Raw genomic sequence first — 22,662 nt, forward strand, 5'->3', positions numbered from 1 at the left:
CCCGGTTCAGCCGACGGGGAACGGCGGGAGCGCCTCCTGGAAGAGCCACGCGTCGAGGAGCGGCTCGACCGGTGCCGGCGCATGTCGATCGGCCGTCCGGATGAAGTCGTCCGTCGACACGCTCGAGTGCCGGAAGGACGCCACCCAGTCACGCAGGAGGTCGAAGAACGCCTCGTCGCCGAGCAGTCGACGCACGGCGTGCAAGGCGATCGCGCCCCGCTTGTAGACCCGGTCGTCGAACATGTCCGCGGGTCCCGGGTCGCCGACGACGAGGTCCTGCGGTGCCCGTCGGAGCGCCGCGTAGTGCGCCCGAGCACAGGCGTCGGCCGTCTCAGCGCCCGACTCCTCCGACCACAGCCACTCGGCGTAGCAGGCGAAGCCCTCGTGCAACCAGATGTCCCGCCAGGTGGCGATCGTCAGGCTGTTCCCGAACCACTGGTGGGCGAGCTCGTGCGCGATCAACCGCTCCGAACCGCTGACGCCGTCGACGTGGTTGCGGCCGAACACGCTCATCCCCTGCGCCTCGAGGGGGATCTCCAGCACGTCGTCCGTGACGACGACGCCGTAGCTGCCGAAGGGATAGGGCCCGAAGGCGCGCTCGAAGCACGCCAGCATGTCGACCTGGTCGGCGAAGTCATGTCGGAACCGCGCGGTGAGGTCGCGCGGCAGGTGCGCGACGACCGGCACCGTGCTCGTCGCGACCCGAGCGCTGACGGCGAGCCGCTGGTACCGGCCGATCTGCACCGTCGCGAGGTAGGCGGCCATCGGTTCAGGCTGCTCGTAGACCCACGTGGTCCGGCTCGCGCGGGCGACCCGCGACACCAGCTCCCCGGGGGCGACGACCGTGTACGCCGACGACGCCGTGACACTGATCCGGTAGGACGACTTGTCCGAGGGGTGGTCGTTGCAGGGGAACCAACTCGATGCGCCGCACGGCTGGGACGCCACGATGACGCCGTCCTCGAGTTCCTCCCAGCCGATCTCGCCCCAGGGGCTGCGCACGGGACGGGGCGCACCCGAGTACCGGACGAGCACGGAGAACTCGGCGCCGTCCGCGATGGTGTTCCGGGGCGTCAGCGTGAGCTTGCCCGAGCTGTGCGTCCGCTTCGCCTCGACCCCGTCGACCTGGACACGGGTGACGCGCAGCGCGGCGAGGTCGAGCGAGAACCGCGTGAGCTCCTCCGTCGCGACGGCGGTGAGTCGAGCCGTCCCGGACAGGGCGTTTCGGTCGACGTCGTAGTCGAGCTCCAGCTCGTACCGGACGACGCGGTAGCCACGGTTCCCGCTGGAGGGCGTGTAGGGGTCACCTGCGCTCCGCAGACGGGCGAGAGCCTCCCCCATCAGGACGCGACCTGGGGCTCCCGGTACTCCGCCGTCGTCACCTCGCGCCACGGGCCGATCGGGTTGCCGCTCCACCGGGTGCCCGCGGGGACGCGTTCGCCGCGCATGACGAGCGAGGCCGGTCCGACCGTCGCGTCGTCGTCGATCCGCGCTCCGGGGAGGATGACGCTGTGCGGCCCGAGCGTGGCGCCCGATGCGAGTTCGACCTGATCCATACTCATGATTCGATCATGGAACAGGTGCGTTTGCACAACGCAGCCCCGGTTGACCGTCGCGCCGTCGCCGAGTCGGACGAGGTCGGCCTCCGGCAGCCAGTAGCTCTCGCACCAGACCCCACGACCGATGCGGGCACCGAGCGAGCGCAACCACCAGGTGAGGGCGGGGGTGCCGGTGGCGGGTGCCGCGAACCAGGGCGCCGCGACCATCTCGACGAAGGTGTCGGACACCTCGTTGCGCCAGATGAACGAGGACCAGAGCGGGTGCTCCCCTGTGCGGATCGGGCCGACGATCACCCATTTGGCGACGGTCGTGATCCCCGCCGCGACCGCGCCGGCGGCCAGGAGCACGGCACCGCTGACGGCGATCGCGACACCGAGACCCCAGGTGTCGGCGAACCAGGCGAGCGCGAGGAGCACCAGGAGCGCGATGCCGGTCGTCACCATGACGGGGACGATGCGGCAGAGTTCCCACAGTGCGCGGGCGATCCGGAGCCGGAGCGGCGGGTCGTAGGTCCGGTCGAGATCGGCGTCGGACACCTGCCGCCGGAGTCGCATCGGTGGGCTCCCGAGCCAGGACGAGCCGGACTTGGCCTTCCGCGGTGCGGCCGACAGCACGGCGACGAGCCCGTTCTTCGGAACGTGCATGCCGGGGCCCGCCATGCCGGAGTTGCCGAGGAAGGCGCGCTTGCCGACGGACGCACCGGCGATCCGCATCCACCCGCCACCGAGCTCGTAGGAGGCCACCATCGTGTCGTCCGCGAGGAACGCACCGTCGCCGACGGTCGTCATCCGCGGAAGGAGGAGGACCGTCGACGCCTCCACGTTGCGCCCGACCTTCGCCCCGAGCAGGCGGAGCCAGACGGGCGTGAAGAGGCTCGCGTACAGGGGGAAGAGGAGGGTGCGCGCGGCGTCCAGGAGCCGCTCCGTCGCCCACACCTGCCAACCGACCCGACTGCGCACCGGGAAGTAGCCCTCGCTGAGACCGAGGCCGAGCAGCCGGACGAGGCCGATCGTGCTGATCGCCAGGACGACGAACCACACGAGGGTGGCGACGGGCACCCAGAGGAGTGCGCGCCAGGAGAACTCGAGCAGGCTGGTCGCGCCCGACGCGCCGGCCGCCACGACCGCCGCCGCCAGCACGAAGGCGAGGAACGGCAGCACCGACAGCAGCGCCGATCCCGCGCCGTACGCGAACAGCCAGCGTCGGCGACGCGGGGGTCGTTCGGTCGGCCACACCGGTTTCGCCTTGCCGACGCGGACGGCGGGCGACCCTGACCACAGGTGTCCGGAGGGGACGCGGCCGAAGACGGACGATCCTGGAGCGATCTCCGCACGCTTGCCGATCCGGGTGCCGGCGAGCAGGGTGCTGCGAGCGCCGACCGTGCTCTCGGCGCCGATGTGGACGTGGCCGAGTCTGAGCGTGTCGCCGTCGACCCAGTAGCCGCGGAGGTCGACCTCGGGCTCGATCGATGCGCGCGCCCCGATGGTGAGGAAACCGGTGACCGGCGGCACGCTGTGGAGGTCCGCGTCGGCACCGATCTTCGCGCCGAGCGCCCTGGCGTAGCCCGAGATCCAGGGGGCTCCGGCGAGACTCACCGCGCCGACGGTGTCGGCGACGCGTTCGGCGAGCCAGAGTCGCACATGGACCGAGCCGCCGCGCGGGTAGTCGCCCGGGCGGACGCCGACGAGGAGGAGCTTCGCCGCGACGACGGAGATCGCCATGCGTCCGATCGGGGTGATGACCACGAGGAACCCGAGGGCGATCCACCACCAGGAGACCATGGGGAGGTACGGGACGTCCGCGACGAGGCCGAGGACCCGACTGCCGGCGAGCAGGTACACGAGCCACCGGAGTCCGACGAGGATGAGGAGCGGGACACCCAGGAGGGTCTGTGCCCACTGGGTCGCGAGCGGCGTCGGGAGCACGGGGTCCGCGACGGCCGCCCGCCTGCGACGCTCGGGGCGTCGGCCGTCGAGTTCGGCGGCCATCGCGCCGAGTCGGGGGTGGCCGTAGATGTCGGCGACGGTGAACTCGGCGTCGCGGGTGCGGATGAGCGAGACGAGCTGCGCGGCCGCCAGGCTCCCGCCGCCCAGGCTGAAGAAGTTGTCGCTCTCGGCCGTGACCCGGACCCCGAGGACGGCCGTCCACTGCTCGGCGAGCCACGCGGCGGTGCCCGACAGGGTCGAGGCGTCCTCCCCGTCGGCGGCGTCGAGCGGCCACGGCAGCGCGGCCCGGTCGACCTTGCCGGAGGTGCGGGTGGGCAGCTCGCCGACGACCGCGAGGAGCGGGACGAGCGGTGCCGGGAGCTGCTCACGGAGGGTGTCGAGCGCCCGCTCGACGGAGAACCCGTCGCGGTCGGGCACCGCGAGGTACCCCACGAGGACGGCGTTCCCGGCGGCGGTACGCTGGACGGCTGCTGCCGCACCCGAGACGCCCGGCAGCGCCTGCAGAGCGGCCTCGATCTCCCCGAGTTCCACGCGCCGACCGCCGATCTTCACCTGATCGTCCGCGCGCCCCTGGAACACGAGTCCTGCGGCCTCGTAGCGGACGAGGTCGCCGCTCCGGTACGCCCGCGACCACCCGATGCTCGGCATGGGCGCATACCGTTCGGCGTCCTTGACGGGGTCGAGGTACCGGGCGAGTCCGACGCCGCCGATGATGAGCTCACCGACGCCGCCCTCCTCGACCGGGATGCCCTCGGCGTCGACCACGGCGAGGTCCCAGCCGTCGAGTGGCAGTCCGATGCGCACGGGCTGCTCGCCGGTCAACAGCGCGGCGCAGGCGACGACCGTGGCCTCGGTGGGTCCGTAGGTGTTCCAGACTTCGCGACCGTCCACGGCCAGCCGGGCGGCGAGCTCCGGCGGGCAGGCCTCGCCGCCGAAGATGAGCATGCGGATGTTCTCGAGGGATTCGGCGGGCCACATCGCCGCCAACGTGGGCACCGTCGACACCACGGTGATGCCCTTCGCGGTGAGCCAGGGTCCGAGGTCCATGCCGCTGCGGACGAGCGAGCGCGGCGCCGGGACCAGGCACGCGCTGTGTCCCCAGGCGAGCCACATCTCCTCGCAGGACGCGTCGAAGGCGACGGACAGGCCGGCCAGCACACGATCACCGGGGCCGAGGGGTTCCGCCTGGAGGAAGATCCGCGCCTCGGCGTCGACGAACGCGGCGGCAGAGCGGTGCGAGACGGCGACGCCCTTCGGCGTGCCCGTCGAGCCGGAGGTGAAGATGATCCAGGAGTCGTCGTCGAGTCGCGGTGGTTCGAGGACCGGGATCGCCCGGGTGCCCGGGTGGGGTGCCGCGCCCGTCGCGAGTTGCACCCGGTCGGGATCGGCGCCGTCATCGGCCGGGTCCTCAGTGCCTCGGCGCGAACGCTCGAAGACACCGCCGTCGACCAGGACGCCGACGACGGCCGCCTCACCGAACACGAGTCGTGCCCGCTCCTCCGGGTCGTCGGCGTCGACGGGCACGTAGGCCGCTCCGGTGAACAGGATCCCGAGGATCCCGAGGTAGAGGTCGCGGGTGCCCGAGGCGATCCGGACACCGACCCGGTCACCGCGGCGGACCCCGGCGGCGAACAGCCCAGCCGCGACCCGCTCGGCACTGAGGACGAGCTCACGGTAGCTGAGCGCCCCCTCCGCGTCCTCGATCGCCGAGGCCTCGGGGTGCGACGCGGCGACGTCACGGAGGATGTCGAGAAGGGTGCGCTCGGCCGGTGCGCGCACGCCACCGAGCAGGGCGGGCTGCCGCTCGATGAGGAGGGCGGTGCTGGTGTCGGCGTCCATACGCGATCCCCTGTCGTCCGGCTGTTCAGCGCCGCCAACGGTAGGCAGCGCGCATGGACGGTTGGTGAACACCAGTCAACCGCCAGATGTCGTGGAATCGTCGGCGACGCTCCGTCGGCCCCCGGCATCCTCGGAGGACGCGCGCCTACCATGGCCTGCATGACCATCGACTACTCCGTGCCCCAGGAACGCCAGCTCGTGACCGCCATCCCCGGCCCCCGATCGCTCGCCCTCACGGAACGGCGCCGCCGCGCTGTGTCGCGCGGTGCCGGCAACCTCGCGCCGGTGTGGATGGACCACGGCTCCGGCGGCATCCTCGTGGATGTCGACGGCAACCACATCATCGACCTCGGAACGGGCATCGGCGTGACGACCATCGGGCACGCCAACCCCGACGTCGCCGCGGCAGCAGCCGAGCAGGCGACGAAGCTCACGCACACGCTCTTCACCGTGACGCCGTACGAGAACTACCTGCGCGTCGCGGAGAAGCTGTCCGAGATCACGCCGGGCGACTTCGAGAAGCGCTCGATCCTCCTGAACTCCGGTGCCGAAGCCGTCGAGAACGCGGTGAAGATCGCGAAGAAGTACACCGGACGTCGCGCGATCGTCGCCCTCGACCACGCCTTCCACGGACGCACGAACCTGACGATGGCGATGACCTACCGGCCTGCGCCCGAGCGCCTCGGGTTCGGCCCGTTCCCGGGTGAGATCTACAGCGTCCCGCTCTCCTACCCCTTCCGCGACGGACTCGACGGACCGGCGGCTGCCGAGGTGACGATCGACTACATCGAGCGGCACATCGGTGCGAGTGAGGTCGCCGCGTTCTTCGCCGAACCGGTCCTCGGCGACGGCGGCATCGTCATCCCCGCGCCCGGCTACTTCGCGCGCATCAGCGAGTGGTGCACCGAGAACGGGATCGTGTTCGTCGCCGACGAGATCCAGGCCGGCATCGGCCGCACCGGCGCCTGGTACTCGATCGAGCACCACGGTGTCGTGCCCGATCTCATCACGAGTGCCAAGGGCATCGCCGGCGGCTTCCCGCTGTCGGCCGTGACCGGGCGCGCCGAGATCATGGACGCCGTCCAGCCCGGTGGCATCGGCGGCACCTTCGGCGGCAACCCGGTGTCCACGGCGGCCGCGCTCGCGACGTTCGAGGTCATCGAGCGCGAGGACCTGCTGGGCGAGGCCCGTCGGGTGGAGGCGACCCTGCGATCGCTCATGGGTGACTGGGCCGAGCGGTTCGACATCGTCGGCGAGGTCCGGATCATCGGTGCGATGGCCGGCGTCGAGTTGGTCGTCCCCGGCACGAAGCAGCCGCACCCCACGGCACTGCAGACCGTCATCGACGCGGCGATCGCCCAGGGGGTGCTCGTGCTCGACGCCGGCTCCTGGGACTCGGTGCTGCGACTCCTCCCGAGCGCGGTCATGTCCGACGAGCTCCTCCGCGACGCGGTGTCCGTCCTCGAGGACGCCCTGGGTCAGGTCTCCTCCTAGCGGCAGCGGTCGCCTCCGCTGGTGAGATCTCAGCGCGGTGCGCTGACGCGAGCGCGGGTCTGCGGCCGCCGTACCCTTCCGCGAGCGCGGTGCGCTGACGCGAACCCACCCGAATCGGCGCGAGCGCGGCCCGGGCGCGTGAGCGCGGGTCTCCGGAGGGTCGCGCTCGCGGCGGTGCCCCGCGGTGACGTCAGCGCACCGCGCTGGCGCAACCGGCGGCGGCTCAGTCGACGGTGACGAAGTCGATGAGCTGCTCGACGCGACCGAGGAGCTCCGGCTCGAGGTCGTTGAAGGTCCGGACCTGACCGAGGATGCGCTTCCAGGCACGGGCGATGTCGGCCTGCGAGTCGTGCGGCCAGCCGAACGCCTGGCAGATGCCCTTCTTCCACTCGATGGAGCGAGGGACGGTCGGCCACTCGCGCAGGCCGACCCTGGCGGGCTTCACGGCCTGCCAGACGTCGACGTACGGGTGCCCGACGATGAGGACGTTGCGGCCGTTCGGTCCGGCCATGACGGCGTCGGCGATCCGCTGCTCCTTGGAACCGGGGACCAGATGGTCGACGAGGACGCCGACACGACGGTCGGGGCCCGGCCGGAACTCGGCGAGCGCGGCGTCGAGGTGGTCGACGCCCGCGAGGTACTCGACGACGACGCCCTCCACGCGGAGGTCGTCGCCCCAGACCCGCTCGACGAGTTCCGCATCGTGGCGGCCCTCGACGAAGATCCGGCTCGCGCGAGCCACCCGAGCGGTCGTCTCCACCGCGAAGGAGCCGGAAGCGGTGCGCGCCCGCCCCGTCGGTGCGCGCTTCGGCACGACGAGGACGACGGGCTCACCCTCGAGGAGGAACCCCGCCCCCATGGGGAACACGCGTCGCTTGCCGCGGTAGTCCTCGAGCTCGACCGTCTTCGCCTCGACGCGCGTGATCGCGCCGCAGAAGCCGCCGAGTTCCTCGACCACGAGGTCGGTCACCGCCTCGACCTCGCGGGCCACCACGCGGTTCTTCTTCCGCCAGTCCCCCGCGAGGACGTCCTGACCGTACCTGTCTTCGAACACCCGTCAACGCTAACCAACCCTCCGACCTTTCTCAGGACGGCCCCGGCGTGGCGTGGCCGACACGCCGCAATCCAGGCTCGACACGCCGACGCCGTCCTGAGTCGGGGACAGGTCGAGCGGTGGGTCGCCTGCAGCGGGAGGGCCTCCTGGCATGCGAAGCCGCCCGGTGCGGAGACACGCCCCGACTAGGCGGCGGCGCGCTCCGCCTCGCGGGCGAGACCGCCGAGCAGGAGCCCGAGCTGGTCGTCGACAGTGCCGGGGTCCTCGGGGTGCCACTGCACGCCGGTGATCGGCAGGGTGCGGTGCTCGATCGCCTCGACGGTGCCGTCGGAGGCCCAGGCGACGGCGCGGAGGCCTTCGCCCAGTTCGCCGACCGACTGGTGGTGGGCGCTCTGCACCTGGAGGTGACGGGCACCGAGTCGGAACGCGAGGGCACTCGAGGGGTCGAGCTCGACCTCGTGCGGGGTCATACTCTCATCGACCGGGACGCCCTCGTTGCGGTGGGCGCTGTGCTCACCGAGGTCCTGCACGAGCGTCCCGCCGAGGGCGACGTTGATGATCTGGTGACCACGGCAGATCCCGAGCAGCGGCGTGCCTCGCTCGGCGGCGCGACGGGCGACCGCGAGCTGGGCGCGGTCGGCCTCGGGGAAGTGCTGGCCCTCGGCGCGGTAGCCGGTGGTTCCGCCGTACTGGGCGGGATCGATGTCGGCGCCGCCCATGATGACGACGGCGGAGGCCCCGTCGGTCGAGGCGAGGAGCGCATCGGTGCCGAGGTCGTGCGCGGCCAACCGGGTCACGCGCCAGCCGGCCCGTTCGGCGGCGGCGATGGTCCGTCCGACGAGGATCTGCACGTACTCGTGGTACGCCTGATCGTCCTCACGGAACCTGGTGACCTCGACGAGCGCCAGCATGGGTGAGACGTGTCCTTGCATGATGCTCCTTCCAGGGGTTCCGTGAGGTGACTCGACCAGTCTCGCCGGGCAGATGCCCTCGCGCGAGTGGCCGCGTCACGGTCGGTAACAGAGTCCGTCACGGTCGGTGACAGCGTCACGTTCCGTGTCACCGAAGCACCGCCACCGCCGTATAGCACAGCTCCGGTTCGGTGCGCTCGCTGGGAGCCCGCTGTAGAGATGTCGAGGGCCCGGACCTAGACTCGGAACCGAGCCGCGGGGTGGGGCTCCAGGGTCCGAACGAGTGACGAGGTGGCCGATGCGGGTTCGCTGGGCGGTATCGATCTGGGCGTTCTGCGTGGCCGTGCTCCTCGGAGCGGGAGCCACCGCCGCCTGGGCGGAGAGCCCGGTGCAGCTCGGCGCCGGGCGCGTGTCCGACAGCGCGGGTGTCCTCAGCAGCGGTGAGGTCTCCGAGATCACGACGGCCGTCGACGACCTGGCCGCGGATCACGGCGTCGACCTCTGGGTGGTCTACGTGCCGACCTTCACCGACCCGAGCGATGCCGAGTCCTGGGCGAACCAGACCGCGAAGGACAACAACCTCGGACCGAACCAGTACCTGCTGGCCGTGGCGACCGAGGGCCGCGCCTATTACCTCTCCGGCGACTCCAGCGGACCGGTGAGCGGCGATCAGCTGACCGAGATCGAGCAGCAGCGCATCCTGCCGCAGCTGCGTGACGAGAACTGGGCCGGGGCCGGCGTCGCTGCCGCCGAAGGCCTGGGTGCCGCCGTCGGCGGCGGGTCGATCGGGGGTGCCGGTAGCGGATCAGGCGGCTCGACCGGGTGGCTGACGATCCTGCTGATCGTGGTCGTCGCCGTCGTGGCCGTCGTCCTCCTGGTCGTCTTCCTCCGCCGACGCCGCGCTGCGAACGGCGACGGCGGGGTGACCGCGGGCCGGCAGGGCGCACCGGTCGACCCACTGACCACCGCCCCGATCCCCGAGCTCGAACGACTCGCCGGCAGTGCGCTCGTCCAGACCGACGACGCCGTCCGGACGAGCGAGGAGGAGCTCGGCTTCGCGACCGCCTCCTACGGCGAACCGGCCACGGCCGCGTTCACCGCTGCCCTCGCCGGAGCGAAGGACGACCTCTCGCACGCCTTCGCACTCAAGCAGCGGCTCGACGACGCCGAGCCGGACACGGAGCAGCAACAACGCGACTGGAACCTCCAGATCATCCGGCTCTGCGAGCACGCGAACCATGTGCTCGACGAACAGGCCGCCTCCTTCGACGAGCTCCGCGCACTCGAGAAGAACGCGCCCGCCGCGGTCGAGGAGCTGCGAGCCAGGGCGGCCGCAGCCGGACCGACGGTGACGGCCGCGCAAGACGCGGTGCACGCCCTGCAGACGCGCTACAGCCCCGACGCCCTCATCACCGTGATCGACAACCCGGCGCAGGCGACCGAGCGACTCGCCTTCGCCACCGCAGCGATCTCCGACGCAGCTGCACGGCTCGCCGCCGGAGACTCGGGCGAGGCCGCCGTCGGCATCCGCGCCGCGGAGGAAGCGCTCGACCAGGCCACCCAGCTCACCGGGGCCGTGAAGCGGCTGCAGGCCGATCTGTCGACCGCCGAGCAGCACCTCGCCGCCCGACTGGCCGAGTTGGACGGGGACATCGCCGCGGCGGGCGGCCAACCCGACCCGACCGGCACCCTCGCCGCAGCGGTCGCGAGCACCACCGCGACGGTCTCCCAGGTGCGCGGCGCGCTCGGCGCTCCGAACAACCCGATCGCCCTCCTCGCCCGCCTGGATGCGGCGAACACGCAGATCGACGGTGCTCTCCAGGGAGTGCGCACCGCGGCGGAGCAGCGACAACGCGCCGCAGCCGCCCTCGGGCAGACCCTGCAGACGGCGGGCGCGCAGGTGTCGGCTGCAGAGGACTTCATCGTCTCGCGGCGCGGAGCCGTCGGCCCGGAGGCCCGGACGCGCCTCGCCGAGGCCGGCCGCACCCTCGTGCAGGCCCAGGGTCTCGCCGCGACCGACCCAACGCAGGCGCTCTCCCTCGCCCAGCGCGCCAACTCGCTCGCGAGTCAAGCGGTGCAGCTCGCCCAGGCCGACCTCGGGCAGTTCCAGAGCCAGTCGGCGGGCGGACTCGACGGCATGTTCGGCGGCGGCCAGGGGCAGCAGGGTGGCAACGGGATGCTCGGTGCCGTCCTCGGCGGCATCCTGATCAACTCCGTCCTCGGCGGCGGCGGGTCCCGTTCCGGCGGCGGCATGTTCGGCGGCGGAGGATCGAGCGGCGGCATGTTCGGCGGCGGCTCCGGTCGCTCACGCAGCGCCGGCAGCTTCGGTGGCGGCGGCACCCGTTCCCGACGCGGTGGCGGTCGCTTCTGATCCGCTGCACCACCCACCTCATCACCAGACACCGACCGACACGACCCAGCAGGACACGAGAGAGGAACAACACCATGGCAGAGAAGCAGTCCATCTTCGGACGCATCGCCCAGCTGACCAAGGCCAACATCAATGCGCTGCTCGACTCCGCCGAGGACCCGCAGAAGATGCTCGACCAGATGGTCCGGGACTACACGAACTCGATCGCCGACGCCGAGAGCGCGATCGCCGAGACGATCGGCAACCTCCGGCTCCTCGAGCAGGACCACCAGCAGGACGTCGAGGCGGCCTCCGAGTGGGGCACCAAGGCGCTGGCCGCGAGTCGCAAGGCCGACGAGTACCGTCAGGCGGGCAACGCCGCGGACGCCGACAAGTTCGACAACCTCGCGAAGATCGCGCTCCAGCGCCAGATCGGCGCCGAGAACGAGGCCAAGCAGGCCGAGCCGCAGCTGGCGTCGCAGACGAAGGTCGTCGAGCAGCTGAAGAACGGCCTCAACGGCATGAAGACGAAGCTCGAGCAGCTGAAGACGAAGCGCAGCGAGCTCGTCGCCCGTGCCAAGACCGCCGAGGCCCAGCGTAAGGTCGCGGATGCGGTCGGCAGCATCGACATCATGGACCCGACGAGCGACCTCAGCCGCTACGAGGACAAGATCCGCCGCGAGGAGGCGAAGGTGCTCGGCCAGCAGGAGCTCGCCGCCTCGAGTCTCGACGCGCAGTTCAACGACCTCGAGGACCTCGGCGAGCTGACCGAGGTCGAGGCCCGCCTCGCCGCGCTGAAGGGCGGCGGTTCCGCGTCTCCCGCGATCGAGTCCTCCGGACCCGAGTACACGCCGAACGCCGGACAGTAGTACCGATCCGACGGGCCCTCGGGACCTCCCGAGGGCCCGTCGCCCTCGCCCCCTCGCACCATCTCCAGGAAGGCACCGCATGACGAAGTTCGTCGTCGTCCCCCAGTGGCAGGGCTCCGGCTCGTCCAGGGCCATGCAGTTGATCGATGGAGCCGAGGCGATCCGTGGCGACCTGCCGACGGCGGCCACGACACTCGTCCACGTGCCGACCGAGGCCGGCGAGGCCCTCGACACCGACATCCGGCGCGCCAGTTCCCTCGTGACGACCGCGGAACTCCAACGTCAGGCGCTCGTCGGGATCGACGAGCCCGTCATCACCATCGGCGGGGACTGCGGCGTCGAACTCGCGTCGGTCGGTGAGGCCCTCCGACGCGACCCCGGCATCGCCGTCGTCTGGTTCGACGCCCACGGCGACCTCAACACCCCGCTCAGCTCGCCGTCCGGGTCGTTCAGCGGCATGGTCGCCCGGGCACTCACGGGCGAAGGCGCCGCGATGCTGCTGCCCGAGGCCCCACTCGATCCCGCCCGACTCGTCCTCGTGGGGGTGCGTGACCTCGACGACGGTGAACTCGCCCACATCGAGGAGCGTGGCATCCCCATGGTCTCCTCGGTGATGACGAGCGCCGCCGAGGTGGTCGCCGCCGTCGAGGCGACGGGCGCCGACCGCGTCTACCTGCACGTGGACGTCGACGTCCTCGACCCCGCCGTCATCGCCGGCGTCAGCTCGGCCGTCCCCTTCGGTCTCGAACTCGGCACCCTGCTCGACTGCATCACCGCCCTCCGCGCCCGATTCGGCTTCGCCGGGGCCGGGGTCACGGGCTTCTCCCCCGGTTCCCCCGACGCCGCAGCCGACGACCTCGGAACCATCCTCCGCATCATCGGCGCGATCAGTCGCGAACCGAAACCCGACAGCACCAACCCGACAGGAGTCACCCCATGAGCCGTACCGTCGATCTCGTCGTCATCGGAGCCGGACCCGTCGGCGAGAACGTCGCCGACTACGCCCACCAGAGCGGTCTGAGCGTCGTCATCGTCGAGAGCGAACTGGTCGGCGGTGAGTGCTCCTACTGGGCCTGCATGCCGTCCAAGGCCCTCATCCGCTCGGGAGCCGCCCTGCGGGCCGCCAAGCGCACGGGGGGAGCCATCCCCGAGGACACCGCGCTCGATCCGCTCAAGGTCCTCGCGCGACGGGACTCGTTCACGAGTGACTGGTCGGACGACGGCCAGGTCGAGTGGCTCGAGGGCGCCGGCATCGAGCTGGTGCGTGGGCACGGTCGCCTGACCGGCCAACGCGAGGTCACCGTGACGGCCGCCGACGGCTCGACGACGGTGCTCACGGCGACGCACGCCGTCGCGGTCTGCACCGGCTCCGCCGCGCTCCTGCCCGACATCGCAGGGCTGGCGGCGGTGGAGCCGTGGACGAGCCGCGAGGCCACGAGCGTCCAGACCCTGCCAGCGTCCGTCGCCTTCCTCGGTGGCGGCGTCGTCGCCGTCGAGCTCGCGACCGCCTACCGCTCGCTCGGGGTCGACGTCACGCTCGTCGCCCGCAGCGGCCTGCTCGGCAACACCGAGCCGTTCGCCGGCGAGCTCGTCGAGTCCTCCCTGCGTGAACTCGGCGTGACGATCGTGCACGCGTCCCCCACCGCCGTCTCGCGGGCCGCCGACGGTGCCGTCACGCTCGAGTTCGACGACCGGGACGCGGTGACGACGGCGGAACTCGTCGTGGCCACCGGCCGGACGCCACGGACGGACGACCTCGGGCTCGAGACCGTCGGCCTGGAACCGGGTGCCTGGATCGAGGTCGACGATCAGCTCCTCGCTCACGGCAGCGACTGGCTCTACGCCGTCGGCGACGTCAACCACCGGGCTCTCCTGACGCACCAGGGCAAGTATCAGGCACGCGCCGCGGGCGCGGTCATCGCGGCACGGGCGAACGGCGAGGACGTCGACACCAGCCCGTGGAGCGACCACGCGGCGACCGCCGACCACCGTGCCGTGCCGCAGGTCGTCTTCTCCGAACCGGAGGTCGCCGCCATCGGACTCACTGCCGCGCAGGCCGAGGCGGCGGGGATCGACCACCGGGTGGTCGACTACGACCTCGGTGGCATCGCGGGCTCGAGCCTCCACGCCGACGGCTACACCGGGCAGGCGAGGATGGTCGTCGACGAGGAGCGCGGCGTGATCATCGGGATGACCTTCGTGGGTCAGGACGTCGCCGAACTCGTCCACGCGGCGACGATCGCCGTCGTGGGTGAGGTGCCGCTGCACCGCCTCTGGCACGCGGTGCCGTCCTACCCGACGATGAGCGAGATCTGGCTGCGGCTCCTCGAGACCTACCGGAGCGGTGCGTGACCCGTCCCGGCGACGTCGATGAGCCGCGGAGCCGTCGTTCCGGCGGCCCGTGGCTCGACTCACCCCTCAGCCGGATCGGGTACTGGTACGCCACGCTCACCGGGCTCGTCTGGGGCGCACTCTGGAGCACCGGTCCGGTCGAACGGCGGGGCGGGATGATCGTCTTCCGCGGGATGCCGTCGTGGACGTTCGGCCGAGGTGGCTCATGCGTCGGCGGGGTGTACCTCACCGATCGGAACGTGTCGACCCGGGTGCTCGAACACGAGGCGGTGCACAAGCGGCAGTGGCAGCGGTACGGCATGCTCTTCCCGCTGATGTACGCGATCGCCGGTCGTGATCCGCTCCGGAACCGCTTCGAGATCGAAGCCGGTCTCGAAGCGGGAGGCTACCTGCCGAAACGCCGCTGACGAGCGTCGCGGCGTCTGTGCGCTGCTGTGCCGGTTCGAGGTCGTGTCAGTGCGATGCGCGCTCGACCGAGCTCGAGCGCTGACGCGCGCCGATGCTCGCCAGCGTCATCCTGAGGTCGTTCCGGAGGCCCGTGAGGTGCTCCGTCTCGCCGCCGATCCACACGTGGTAGTCGGCCGCGTCGTGTCCGTCGACGTCGAGCATCTCGCTCGCCCAGGCCCGGGTCGCTCGCGCGACGGCCTGACCGCGTGCGCACCGGTTGCCCGTTCCGGGTTCCCCCGTACGCGCTGCGCGGACGAGCCACGTCACGACGACGCGTCCCGGCGAGTCGAGGGTGGTGATCGACGCGGCGTCGTCGACCTCGACGAACACCTGACCGCGGGCGCAGATGGGGAGCAGCGCGAGGACGTCGGCCAGCTCGCCGACCGACGACTCGTCGCCCGCGAGCAGCACGTGGCGTGCGTCCGCGACGGCGAACTCCGCCGGATCCTCGAAATAGCTCACGCGATCAGTATAGGCGAGCCTAAGCTCACTTCGATCCCCTGCGCAGGGTCTTCCAAGGCGGCGGAGCACATCACGATCCGATCACTCTGTGACGCCCCCTGACACCGTGGCTGGCACCACACACGTCGACTGGGTACGCTCGCTGGAGCCCCAGCGATGCGGCTTTCCGGACGCGGTCCAGTATTCACGCGGCCCAGGCGGGAATGCCCGCTGCCCGGAACCGGTTGTGCGTCTCCAGATGCCGGCCACTCCAGCATCCCCGAAAGGACCTCCATGCGTCATCGTCAGCTGCGTCGTCAGCTCCTCACCGCCGCGATCGCGGTCACCGGCGCCGCCCTCGTCCTCACCGGCTGCGCAGGCCCGGCCGCGAAGCCGACGCCCGACGCCGACGCGACCCTGCGGGTCGGTCTCGTCCTGGAGCCCTCCGACCTCAACATCCGCACCACCTCGGGCGCCGCGCTCGATCAGATCCTCATCGACAACGTCTATCAGGGCCTCGTATCCCGCACCGAGGACAACCAGATCGTCGACACGCTCGCGAAGAGCCACGACATCAGCGCCGACGGCCTCACCTACACCTTCGTCCTCCGCGACGGCGTGACCTTCCACGACGGCGCCGCCCTGACCGCGGCCGACGTCGTCGACTCCATCACCCAGGTGCAGCAGGACCCGACCTTCGTCGACAACGTGGCGCTCCAGAAGGTCGCCTCGATCACGGCCGTCGACGACTCGACCGTGCAGTTGCAGCTCACCTCGCCCGACTCCAACCTGTTGTGGACCCTGACCGGACGCGCAGGACTCGTGCTGGAGTCGGGCGCCACCAACGACCTGTCGACGACCGCCAACGGCACCGGGCCGTTCACCCTGAAGACCTGGAAACAGGGCGACAGCATCACCTTCGACCGGAACGCGAAGTACTGGGGCGACGCCCCGAAGGTCAAGGAGGTCGTCTTCAGCTACATCCCCGACGCCTCCTCCGCCGTCAACGCCACCCTCGCAGGCGAACTCGACGTGCAGACGGCGCTCGACGCGAACCTCAAGGACCAGATCACCCGCGCCGATGGCTTCAGCATCACCGAAGGCAAGACGACCGACAAGTACACCCTCGCGTTCAACAACCAGCGCGCTCCCCTGAACGACCCCCTCGTCCGGCAGGCGCTCCGCTCCGCCATCGACCACGCCGCGATCGTCGAGGCCGTCGGCGGCGCCGCGGTCGAGCAGTACGGACCGATCCCCGAGCTCGACCCGGGCTACGAGAACCTCAGCGAGCTCGTGAAGTACGACCCCGAGCAGGCGAAGGCGCTCCTCGCCCAGGCCGGCCAGGAGAACCTGTCCCTGACACTCACGATCCCGAGCTTCTACGGCACCTCCGTGGCCAACGTCCTGGTGTCCGAGTTCAAGGCCATCGGCGTCACCCTCACGGTCAAGAGCGTCGAGTTCCCGACCTGGCTCAACGACGTCTACACCAACAAGGACTACGACCTCAGCTACGTGAACCACGTCGAGGCACGCGACTTCCAGAACTGGGCGAACCCGAACTACTACTTCGGCTACGACAACGCGCAGGTCCAGTCGCTCTATGCTGAATCCGTAGCGGCGACCGATCCGGCCGTCGCAGCCCAGAAGCTCAAGGAGGCGGCGTACCTCGTGTCGAAGGACAACGCCGCCGACTGGCTCTACACCGCGATCACCCTCACGGTGGTGCGCGACGGCGTGACCGGCTTCCCCGTGGACTCGGTCAACTCGCGCATCAACCTGGCGAAGGTCGCCGTGACCGGGTGACCCGGTTCATCCTGACGAGGCTGGTACTCCTCCTCGTCGGGCTCCTCGCCGCGAGCGCCCTGATCTTCTTCACCATCAGGGTGCTCCCGGGCGACGTCGCCCAGGTCATCGCAGGAACGGATGCGACGCCCGAAGCGGTCGCCGCGATCCGCGAACAGTTGGGACTCGGCCAGCCCGTCCTCCTGCAGTACCTCGACTGGATCGGCGGGTTGCTCCGGGGCGACCTCGGGAACTCGCTCATCACGGGCACCCCCGTCGCCAGCGAACTCGCCCAGAAGGCGCAGGTGACCGTCCCGCTCGGCATCATGGCCCTCGTGATCGCCCTCGCGTTCAGTGTTCCGCTCGGGGTGCTGGCGGCCGTCCGGCGCACCCGCGCGACGGGCGTCGTCATCTCCTTCGCGTCGCAGGGGCTCGCCGCCGTCCCGGTCGTCTGGGCCGGCATGATGCTCGTGCTCCTCTTCGCCGTCGTGCTCGGTTGGCTCCCAGCGCAGGGCTTCCCGCGCGCGGGCTGGAACGATCCGCTGGCGGCGATCCGCGCCCTCCTCCTCCCGGCACTCACGATCGGCGTCGTCGAGGGCGCGGTCCTGCTGCGCTTCGTCCGTTCCGCCGCCCTCGACGCGATCGGCCAGGATTACGTCCGGACGGCGGCGGCGAAGGGGCTGACCCGTTCGCAGGCGCTCATCCGCCACGGGCTGCCGAACGTGGCGCTCTCCGTCGTCACCGTGCTCGGGCTCCAGATCGCCGGGCTCATCGTCGGCAGCGTCATCATCGAACAGCTCTTCACCCTGCCGGGCATCGGGCGCATGCTGGTCGCCGACGTCGGCAACCGCGACCTCGTGAAGGTGCAGGGCGAGCTCCTCGTCCTCACCGGGGTGGTCCTCGTGATCGGTGCCGTCGTGGACGTCGTCCACCGCCTCGCAGACCCCCGACTCCGAGAACGGGAGCGGACCACATGACCGCCCGTCAGGATCACCCGCGCCGGCGCGCGGGATCAGGCGGACTCCGCACGCTCGTGTCCGGCCCGGCCGGTGTGTTCGGACTCGTCGTCGTCGCCCTCCTCCTCCTGAGCGCCGGCGTCTCCTTCCTCTGGACGCCGTACGACCCCCAGCTCACCGATCCGTTCGCGAAGTGGCTGGCTCCGTCGCCGGCCCATCTGCTCGGCACGGACGAGGTCGGACGCGACATCTTCAGCCTGCTGCTCGTCGGTGCGCGGGTGACCGTGGCCGTCGCGATCGGTTCCGCAGTCGTCTCGACGGTCATCGGGGTCGCCCTCGCCGCCCTCGGTTCGCTCACGCGGCGCTGGGTCCGGGAGACGGTCGCGGTGCTGATCGACATCCTCATCGCGTTCCCGACCCTCCTCATCGCCATGATGATCGCCTCGGTCTTCGGCGGCTCGCTGTGGGTCGTCATCTGGGCGGTTGGCATCAGCTTCGGCGTGAACATCGCCCGGGTGACCCGCCCCGAGATCCGCCGGGTCTCGCACAGCGAGTACGTGCTCGCCGGCAAGGCCGCCGGTCTCGGGCCGGTGAGGAACCTGACGCGGCATCTCCTGCCGAACGTCGCACCGGTGTTCATCGTCCAGCTGTCGTGGTCGATGGCGGTCGCGGTGCTCGCCGAGGCGGGCCTGTCGTACCTCGGCTACGGCGCCCCCTCCAGCGTCCCCTCGTGGGGTCGCATGCTCAGTGAGCTGCAGACCTACCTCGCGGTGCACCCGCTGTCGGTGCTGTGGCCGGGGCTCGCCATCACCATCACCGTCCTCGCCCTCAACCTACTGGGCGACGCCCTGCGGGACGCGACCGATCCGACCCTCGGTCGCCGAGGACCCGCCTCGACCCCCACCTCCCCCCAGGGGGTGACCGCATGAGTCTCGACGTCCAGGACCTCGTCGTCACGCTCGGCGGCCGCCGGGTCGTCGACGGAGTGAGCTTCAGCGTGCCGGCGGGCGCACGGTTCGGCCTCATCGGCGAGTCCGGATCCGGGAAGTCACTGACGGCGCTGGCGATCCTCGGACTGCTCCCGGACGGCGCCTCGGTGAGTGGCAGTATCCGCTGGCAGGGCGAGGAGCTCCTCGGCCGCGACGACCGCGAACTCGCGCGGATCCGCGGGCGTGAGATCGGGATCGTGTTCCAGGAGCCTCGGACGGCGCTCAACCCGATCCGCACCATCGGACGCCAGATCGGCGAGCCGCTGCGCATCCACGAGGGGCTGTCGAAACGGGAGGCGCTCGATCGGGCCGTCGAACTCGCCGCGCGGGTCCGTCTGCCCGACCCCGAGCGCATCGTCCGGCGGTACCCGCACCAGCTGTCGGGCGGGCAACGCCAGCGGGTCGCGGCCGCCATCGCCCTCGCGTGCGGACCCTCCCTGCTCATCGCGGACGAGCCGACCACGGCGCTCGACGTCACCATCCAGTCGGAGATCCTCGGCCTCTTCGAGCGTCTCGTGAGCGAGACCGGGGCGTCCCTCGTCTTCATCACCCACGACCTCGCGGTCCTCTCCCGGATCGCCAGTGATGCCGTGGTGCTCGCGCAGGGGAAGGTCGTCGAGGCCGGGCCGGTGGCCCAGCTGCTGTCGACGCCGGTGTCGCCCGTGACGCAGCGACTGTTGGCCGCCGCGAAGACCATGAGCTGGAAGGGCGAGGACGATGACTGAGCCGCTGCTCCACGCCCAGGGGCTCGGACGGGTCTACACCAACCCGCGGGAGTCGCTCTTCCAGCGCCCGAGCCGCACCGTCGCGCTCCACCCGAGCGACCTCGTCGTCGCCCCCGGTGAAGCCGTCGGCATCATCGGCGAGTCGGGGTCGGGCAAGTCGACGCTCGTCCGCCTCCTGCTCGCGCTCGACACCCCGAGCTCCGGGTCCGTCGCGTTCGACGGCCGTCCCGTCAGCGCTGCGGCGAGCGCCAGGAGCCTGCACTGGTTCCGTCGACAGACGGGCGTGGTGTTCCAGGACCCGTACGCGTCGCTCGACCCGCGCATGAGCGTCGGGCGGATCGTCGCCGAGCCCCTCTCGGCGCTCGGGATCGAGGGCGACCACCGTTCCAAGGTCCGCGCGGTGCTCCGGCTCGTCGGGCTCGACGCCGACGCGGCCGACCGCTTCCCGCACGAGTTCTCGGGTGGTCAGCGCCAGCGCATCGCCCTCTCGCGCGCGATCGTGCACCGCCCGCGCCTCCTCGTCGGTGACGAACCGCTCAGCGCGCTCGACGTCACCGTCCGCGCGCAGATCCTCGAGTTGCTCGGCGGGCTGCGGCAGGAGCTCGGGCTCGCGATCGTGCTCGTCTCACACGACATCGGCGTGGTGCAGCATCTCTGCGACCGGGTCGTCGTCATGCGCGACGGAGCGATCGTCGAGGAGGGTCCGGTCGCCAAGGTCCTCAGTCGGCCGTCACATCCGTACACGACCCAGCTGCTCGCCTCGGTCCCCCGCCTCTGACACCGTCCCGGTCCCTGAGCCACCACACGGTCCCTGGACCACCGTCGCTGGACCACCGTCTCGGCCCCTCAGCCACCATTCCCCGGTCCCTGAGCCTGTCGAAGGGCGACAATCCTCCGCGCAGAACCGCCCTTCGACAAGCTCAGGGACCGGAGACGGTTGGCGGCGCGATGACGCCCAAGAGGGCATGCCGACCTGCCGTCCGGTCCTGCGCCACCACCCGGTCCCTGAGCCTGTCGAAGGGCGAAGTACGGAACGCGGAGCGCAGCCCTTCGACAAGCTCAGGGACCGGAGACGACAAGCTCAGGGACCGGAGACAGCCGGCGGGTCCGCCAGGCGTCGATGCCGGCGCAGGGCCGCGCGCTGGCTCGGCGACTCACCGTGCAGGACGAGCCCCACGATCCACAGGACGACCCGGGTCGCCGTCACGACCGGCAGCGGGATCGGGCCGAGGTGGGCGGTGCGGAGCCCGAGGATGCGGCGGTACTCGGGTGGGATCGTCGCGACGGCTCCCGCGAAGAGGATCCCGTAGGCGGGGAGCAGCGAGCGGTCGAGCGGCGGTCGACGGAGGAACGCCAGGGTCTCGTCCACCCGCGGGCCGCCCGTCAGGTCGCCGGCGTCGAGGTACCCGCGCAGCTGCCTGGCCAGTTCGACCTCCGAGCGGGGCGGGTCGACGACGCCCATGAGCTCGCCCGCGAGCGCCCAGTCGGCCACATAGGCGTCCGCACCACCGGGGATCCGACCGCCCCAGGTCTGTCGCACGCTCAAGAAGGCGTCGGTGAACGCCAGGTGCACCCAGCGCAGGAGGTCCGGGTCGTTGGCCGCGTACGGGCGCACCACGCCATGGGCGTCGAGGTACTCCCCGACGACGCGTTCGTGGAGCTTGAGCACGTAGTCGCTCGTCCGACGGGCCGTGTCGCGATCGCCGTAGGTGACGGTGAAGATCCAGCGGATGGTGCCGTCCAGCCGTCCGAGCGGGTCCTCCCGGTACCGGGACCAGTCGTGCACGCCGGCGAGCGCCCCGGGGTGGGCCGCCTGCAGGAGGAGCGCCCGGATGCCGGCGACCATGGTCTCGACACCGCCGTGCACCGTCCAGGCCGCGGAGTCGGGGGTGAAGAACCCCACGTCGGTGCCGTCCTCGAGATCGAGCGTCCACTGCGGCGGGCGGTCCTGCTCCACCGCGAAGACCGCGAGGATGCGTGAGCGGAGCCCGGCGAGCAGGCGGGTGCGCAGGCGGGAGACCGGTCGCCGTCCGGTGCCGACATCCACCACTCGATCGTCCTCCACTCGCCGTCACGACGAGCCTACGTCGGGATGCCGGTGGCCCCACCCGTAGGGGGATCGTCTCCCGTCTTCCGGTCCCTGAGCTTGTCGAAGGGCGCCTCGGCAGGGCCGCGGTCACCGGGCGGGCTTGCGCGCTTCGATGAGGGTTCGGGAGGAGTGCGCGACGAACGGGCCGTCCTCCTGCAGGGAACGGTGCAGCTCCCGCAGGCGGTCGAGGTACCGCGCGGAGGTGAATCCGGGCACCATCCAGATCACCTTGCGCAAGAACCAGACGATCGCACCGACGTCGTGGAACTCGATCCGCAGCCGTTCGGTCCGCAGCTCCGCGATCTCGAGTCCGGCGGCGCGGGCGGCGTCGGCCTCGTCGTCAGGGTGACGTGCTCGACGGACGGCTTCGGGCTGCGGGCCGAGGAAGGCCTCGACGAGTTCGAACACGCTCGCCGGTCCGACGTGCTGGGCGAGGTAGCCTCCTCCCGGCGCGATCACCCGCGCTACGCCGGTCCAGTCCACGGCGACGGGATGCCGGCTCGACACGAGCGCGAACGAGTCGTCCGCGAACGGCAAGACGGCACCCTCCTCCGTGCGAACGACGACGACGCCGCGCGGGTGCAGGCGGGCGGCGGCTCGGGCGAGGTTCGGTGGCCAGGACTCGGTGGCGGCGGCGAGCGGCGGAAGCACCGGCACCGTGTCGAGCACCTCTCCCCCGCCGGTCTCGAGGTCGAGCGAGGACGGGACGCTCGCCAGACGTCTCCCGAGCAGCTCCGAGAACCGCCAGGAGGGGCGCTCCTCACTGGCCCGGCCGTCGAGCCAGGAGAAGTCCCACCCGTCGACCGAGGCGGCGTCGGCCTCGGCGACGAGGTCGTCGAACGATCGTGACATGGTCTC

18 protein-coding genes are annotated in these 22,662 nt (G+C 71.3%); 11 read left to right on the forward strand and 7 right to left on the reverse strand.

Going from position 1 to position 22,662, the window contains the following annotated elements; genetic code table 11:
- Positions 1–6: 6 nt before the first annotated feature.
- Entirely contained in the window at positions 7–1,341 is a 1,335-nt protein-coding gene (locus IFR14_RS13620; RefSeq protein ID WP_137243308.1) for a M1 family metallopeptidase, read from the reverse strand.
- On the reverse strand, positions 1,341–5,345 hold the full coding sequence (locus IFR14_RS13625; RefSeq protein ID WP_191941419.1) for a Pls/PosA family non-ribosomal peptide synthetase: 4,005 nt from the start codon (positions 5,343–5,345) through the stop codon (positions 1,341–1,343). Before IFR14_RS13625 ends, IFR14_RS13620 begins: the two co-directional genes overlap by 1 nt.
- A 159-nt stretch (positions 5,346–5,504) precedes the next feature.
- On the opposite strand from IFR14_RS13625, the gene IFR14_RS13630 reads away from it, so the two are divergent.
- The gene (locus IFR14_RS13630; protein WP_371416574.1) at positions 5,505–6,839 is read left to right on the forward strand and encodes an aminotransferase class III-fold pyridoxal phosphate-dependent enzyme; all 1,335 of its coding nucleotides are present in this window, start codon (positions 5,505–5,507) and stop codon (positions 6,837–6,839) included.
- Between the two features lie 223 nt (positions 6,840–7,062).
- Here IFR14_RS13630 and IFR14_RS13635 read toward each other — a convergent pair whose 3' ends face one another.
- Both IFR14_RS13635 and IFR14_RS13640 read right to left on the reverse strand, forming a co-directional pair.
- On the reverse strand, positions 7,063–7,893 hold the full coding sequence (locus IFR14_RS13635) for a DUF3097 domain-containing protein (RefSeq protein WP_124769602.1): 831 nt from the start codon (positions 7,891–7,893) through the stop codon (positions 7,063–7,065).
- Between the two features lie 185 nt (positions 7,894–8,078).
- Positions 8,079–8,825 carry a gamma-glutamyl-gamma-aminobutyrate hydrolase family protein gene (locus tag IFR14_RS13640; protein WP_064295286.1) on the reverse strand — a complete coding sequence of 249 codons (747 nt, stop codon included), beginning with the start codon at positions 8,823–8,825 and terminating at the stop codon, positions 8,079–8,081.
- A gap of 277 nt (positions 8,826–9,102) precedes the next feature.
- Between IFR14_RS13640 and IFR14_RS13645 the strand changes: the two genes are divergently transcribed.
- From IFR14_RS13645 to IFR14_RS13665, 5 genes are all read left to right on the forward strand, one after another.
- Positions 9,103–11,175, forward strand: coding sequence for a TPM domain-containing protein (locus tag IFR14_RS13645; protein WP_191941420.1), 2,073 nt, complete (start codon positions 9,103–9,105; stop codon positions 11,173–11,175).
- A 74-nt stretch (positions 11,176–11,249) separates the two neighbouring features.
- A complete protein-coding gene (locus IFR14_RS13650; RefSeq protein ID WP_064295284.1) occupies positions 11,250–12,023 on the forward strand; it encodes a PspA/IM30 family protein in 774 nt (257 codons plus the stop codon).
- A 79-nt stretch (positions 12,024–12,102) separates the two neighbouring features.
- A complete protein-coding gene (locus IFR14_RS13655) occupies positions 12,103–12,963 on the forward strand; it encodes an arginase family protein (RefSeq protein ID WP_064295283.1) in 861 nt (286 codons plus the stop codon).
- Positions 12,960–14,375, forward strand: coding sequence for a dihydrolipoyl dehydrogenase family protein (locus tag IFR14_RS13660; RefSeq protein WP_191941421.1), 1,416 nt, complete (start codon positions 12,960–12,962; stop codon positions 14,373–14,375). The genes IFR14_RS13655 and IFR14_RS13660 overlap by 4 nt, the downstream gene beginning before the upstream one ends.
- Positions 14,372–14,782, forward strand: a complete 411-nt coding sequence (locus IFR14_RS13665; protein WP_064295281.1) for a hypothetical protein — start codon at positions 14,372–14,374, stop codon at positions 14,780–14,782. Before IFR14_RS13660 ends, IFR14_RS13665 begins: the two co-directional genes overlap by 4 nt.
- Before the next feature lie 46 nt (positions 14,783–14,828).
- Here IFR14_RS13665 and IFR14_RS13670 read toward each other — a convergent pair whose 3' ends face one another.
- Positions 14,829–15,284, reverse strand: coding sequence for an SIP domain-containing protein (locus IFR14_RS13670; protein WP_191941422.1), 456 nt, complete (start codon positions 15,282–15,284; stop codon positions 14,829–14,831).
- A 273-nt stretch (positions 15,285–15,557) separates the two neighbouring features.
- Between IFR14_RS13670 and IFR14_RS13675 the strand changes: the two genes are divergently transcribed.
- Genes IFR14_RS13675 through IFR14_RS13695 form a run of 5 tightly spaced genes read left to right on the forward strand, consistent with a single transcriptional unit; the run spans position 15,558 to position 20,493 of the window.
- Positions 15,558–17,066 (forward strand): ABC transporter substrate-binding protein, encoded by a 1,509-nt coding sequence (locus IFR14_RS13675; RefSeq protein WP_191941423.1) that lies wholly within the window; start codon positions 15,558–15,560, stop codon positions 17,064–17,066.
- Entirely contained in the window at positions 17,063–18,022 is a 960-nt protein-coding gene (locus IFR14_RS13680; RefSeq protein WP_079707217.1) for an ABC transporter permease, read from the forward strand. The genes IFR14_RS13675 and IFR14_RS13680 overlap by 4 nt, the downstream gene beginning before the upstream one ends.
- Positions 18,019–18,930: an ABC transporter permease gene (locus IFR14_RS13685; protein WP_191941424.1), complete on the forward strand. Its 912-nt coding sequence runs from the start codon at positions 18,019–18,021 to the stop codon at positions 18,928–18,930. Before IFR14_RS13680 ends, IFR14_RS13685 begins: the two co-directional genes overlap by 4 nt.
- Positions 18,927–19,715, forward strand: a complete 789-nt coding sequence (locus IFR14_RS13690) for an ABC transporter ATP-binding protein (RefSeq protein WP_086473981.1) — start codon at positions 18,927–18,929, stop codon at positions 19,713–19,715. The genes IFR14_RS13685 and IFR14_RS13690 overlap by 4 nt, the downstream gene beginning before the upstream one ends.
- Positions 19,708–20,493: an ABC transporter ATP-binding protein gene (locus IFR14_RS13695; protein ID WP_086473982.1), complete on the forward strand. Its 786-nt coding sequence runs from the start codon at positions 19,708–19,710 to the stop codon at positions 20,491–20,493. The genes IFR14_RS13690 and IFR14_RS13695 overlap by 8 nt, the downstream gene beginning before the upstream one ends.
- Before the next feature lie 303 nt (positions 20,494–20,796).
- Here IFR14_RS13695 and IFR14_RS13700 read toward each other — a convergent pair whose 3' ends face one another.
- Together IFR14_RS13700 and IFR14_RS13705 are read right to left on the reverse strand one after the other, a co-directional pair.
- On the reverse strand, positions 20,797–21,762 hold the full coding sequence (locus IFR14_RS13700; protein WP_342365707.1) for an oxygenase MpaB family protein: 966 nt from the start codon (positions 21,760–21,762) through the stop codon (positions 20,797–20,799).
- A gap of 129 nt (positions 21,763–21,891) precedes the next feature.
- Complete coding sequence (locus tag IFR14_RS13705; protein ID WP_191941425.1) at positions 21,892–22,656, reverse strand: SAM-dependent methyltransferase; 765 nt, start codon at positions 22,654–22,656, stop codon at positions 21,892–21,894.
- Positions 22,657–22,662: the final 6 nt, after the last annotated feature.

Source organism: Plantibacter sp. CFBP 8775, from assembly GCF_014839505.1.
Taxonomy (GTDB): domain Bacteria; phylum Actinomycetota; class Actinomycetes; order Actinomycetales; family Microbacteriaceae; genus Plantibacter; species Plantibacter auratus.

Bases quoted from the DNA above. Each gene is read 5' to 3' on its own strand.
- IFR14_RS13685 (WP_191941424.1), top strand. From the start codon at position 18,019: ATGACCGCCCGTCAGGATCACCCGCGCCGGCGCGCGGGATCAGGCGGA.
- IFR14_RS13625 (WP_191941419.1), bottom strand. From the start codon at position 5,345: ATGGACGCCGACACCAGCACCGCCCTCCTCATCGAGCGGCAGCCCGCC.
- IFR14_RS13695 (WP_086473982.1), top strand. From the start codon at position 19,708: ATGACTGAGCCGCTGCTCCACGCCCAGGGGCTCGGACGGGTCTACACC.
- IFR14_RS13660 (WP_191941421.1), top strand. From the start codon at position 12,960: ATGAGCCGTACCGTCGATCTCGTCGTCATCGGAGCCGGACCCGTCGGC.
- IFR14_RS13650 (WP_064295284.1), top strand. From the start codon at position 11,250: ATGGCAGAGAAGCAGTCCATCTTCGGACGCATCGCCCAGCTGACCAAG.
- IFR14_RS13655 (WP_064295283.1), top strand. From the start codon at position 12,103: ATGACGAAGTTCGTCGTCGTCCCCCAGTGGCAGGGCTCCGGCTCGTCC.
- IFR14_RS13620 (WP_137243308.1), bottom strand. From the start codon at position 1,341: ATGGGGGAGGCTCTCGCCCGTCTGCGGAGCGCAGGTGACCCCTACACG.
- IFR14_RS13690 (WP_086473981.1), top strand. From the start codon at position 18,927: ATGAGTCTCGACGTCCAGGACCTCGTCGTCACGCTCGGCGGCCGCCGG.
- IFR14_RS13630 (WP_371416574.1), top strand. From the start codon at position 5,505: ATGACCATCGACTACTCCGTGCCCCAGGAACGCCAGCTCGTGACCGCC.
- IFR14_RS13640 (WP_064295286.1), bottom strand. From the start codon at position 8,825: ATGCAAGGACACGTCTCACCCATGCTGGCGCTCGTCGAGGTCACCAGG.
- IFR14_RS13645 (WP_191941420.1), top strand. From the start codon at position 9,103: ATGCGGGTTCGCTGGGCGGTATCGATCTGGGCGTTCTGCGTGGCCGTG.
- IFR14_RS13705 (WP_191941425.1), bottom strand. From the start codon at position 22,656: ATGTCACGATCGTTCGACGACCTCGTCGCCGAGGCCGACGCCGCCTCG.
- IFR14_RS13675 (WP_191941423.1), top strand. From the start codon at position 15,558: ATGCGTCATCGTCAGCTGCGTCGTCAGCTCCTCACCGCCGCGATCGCG.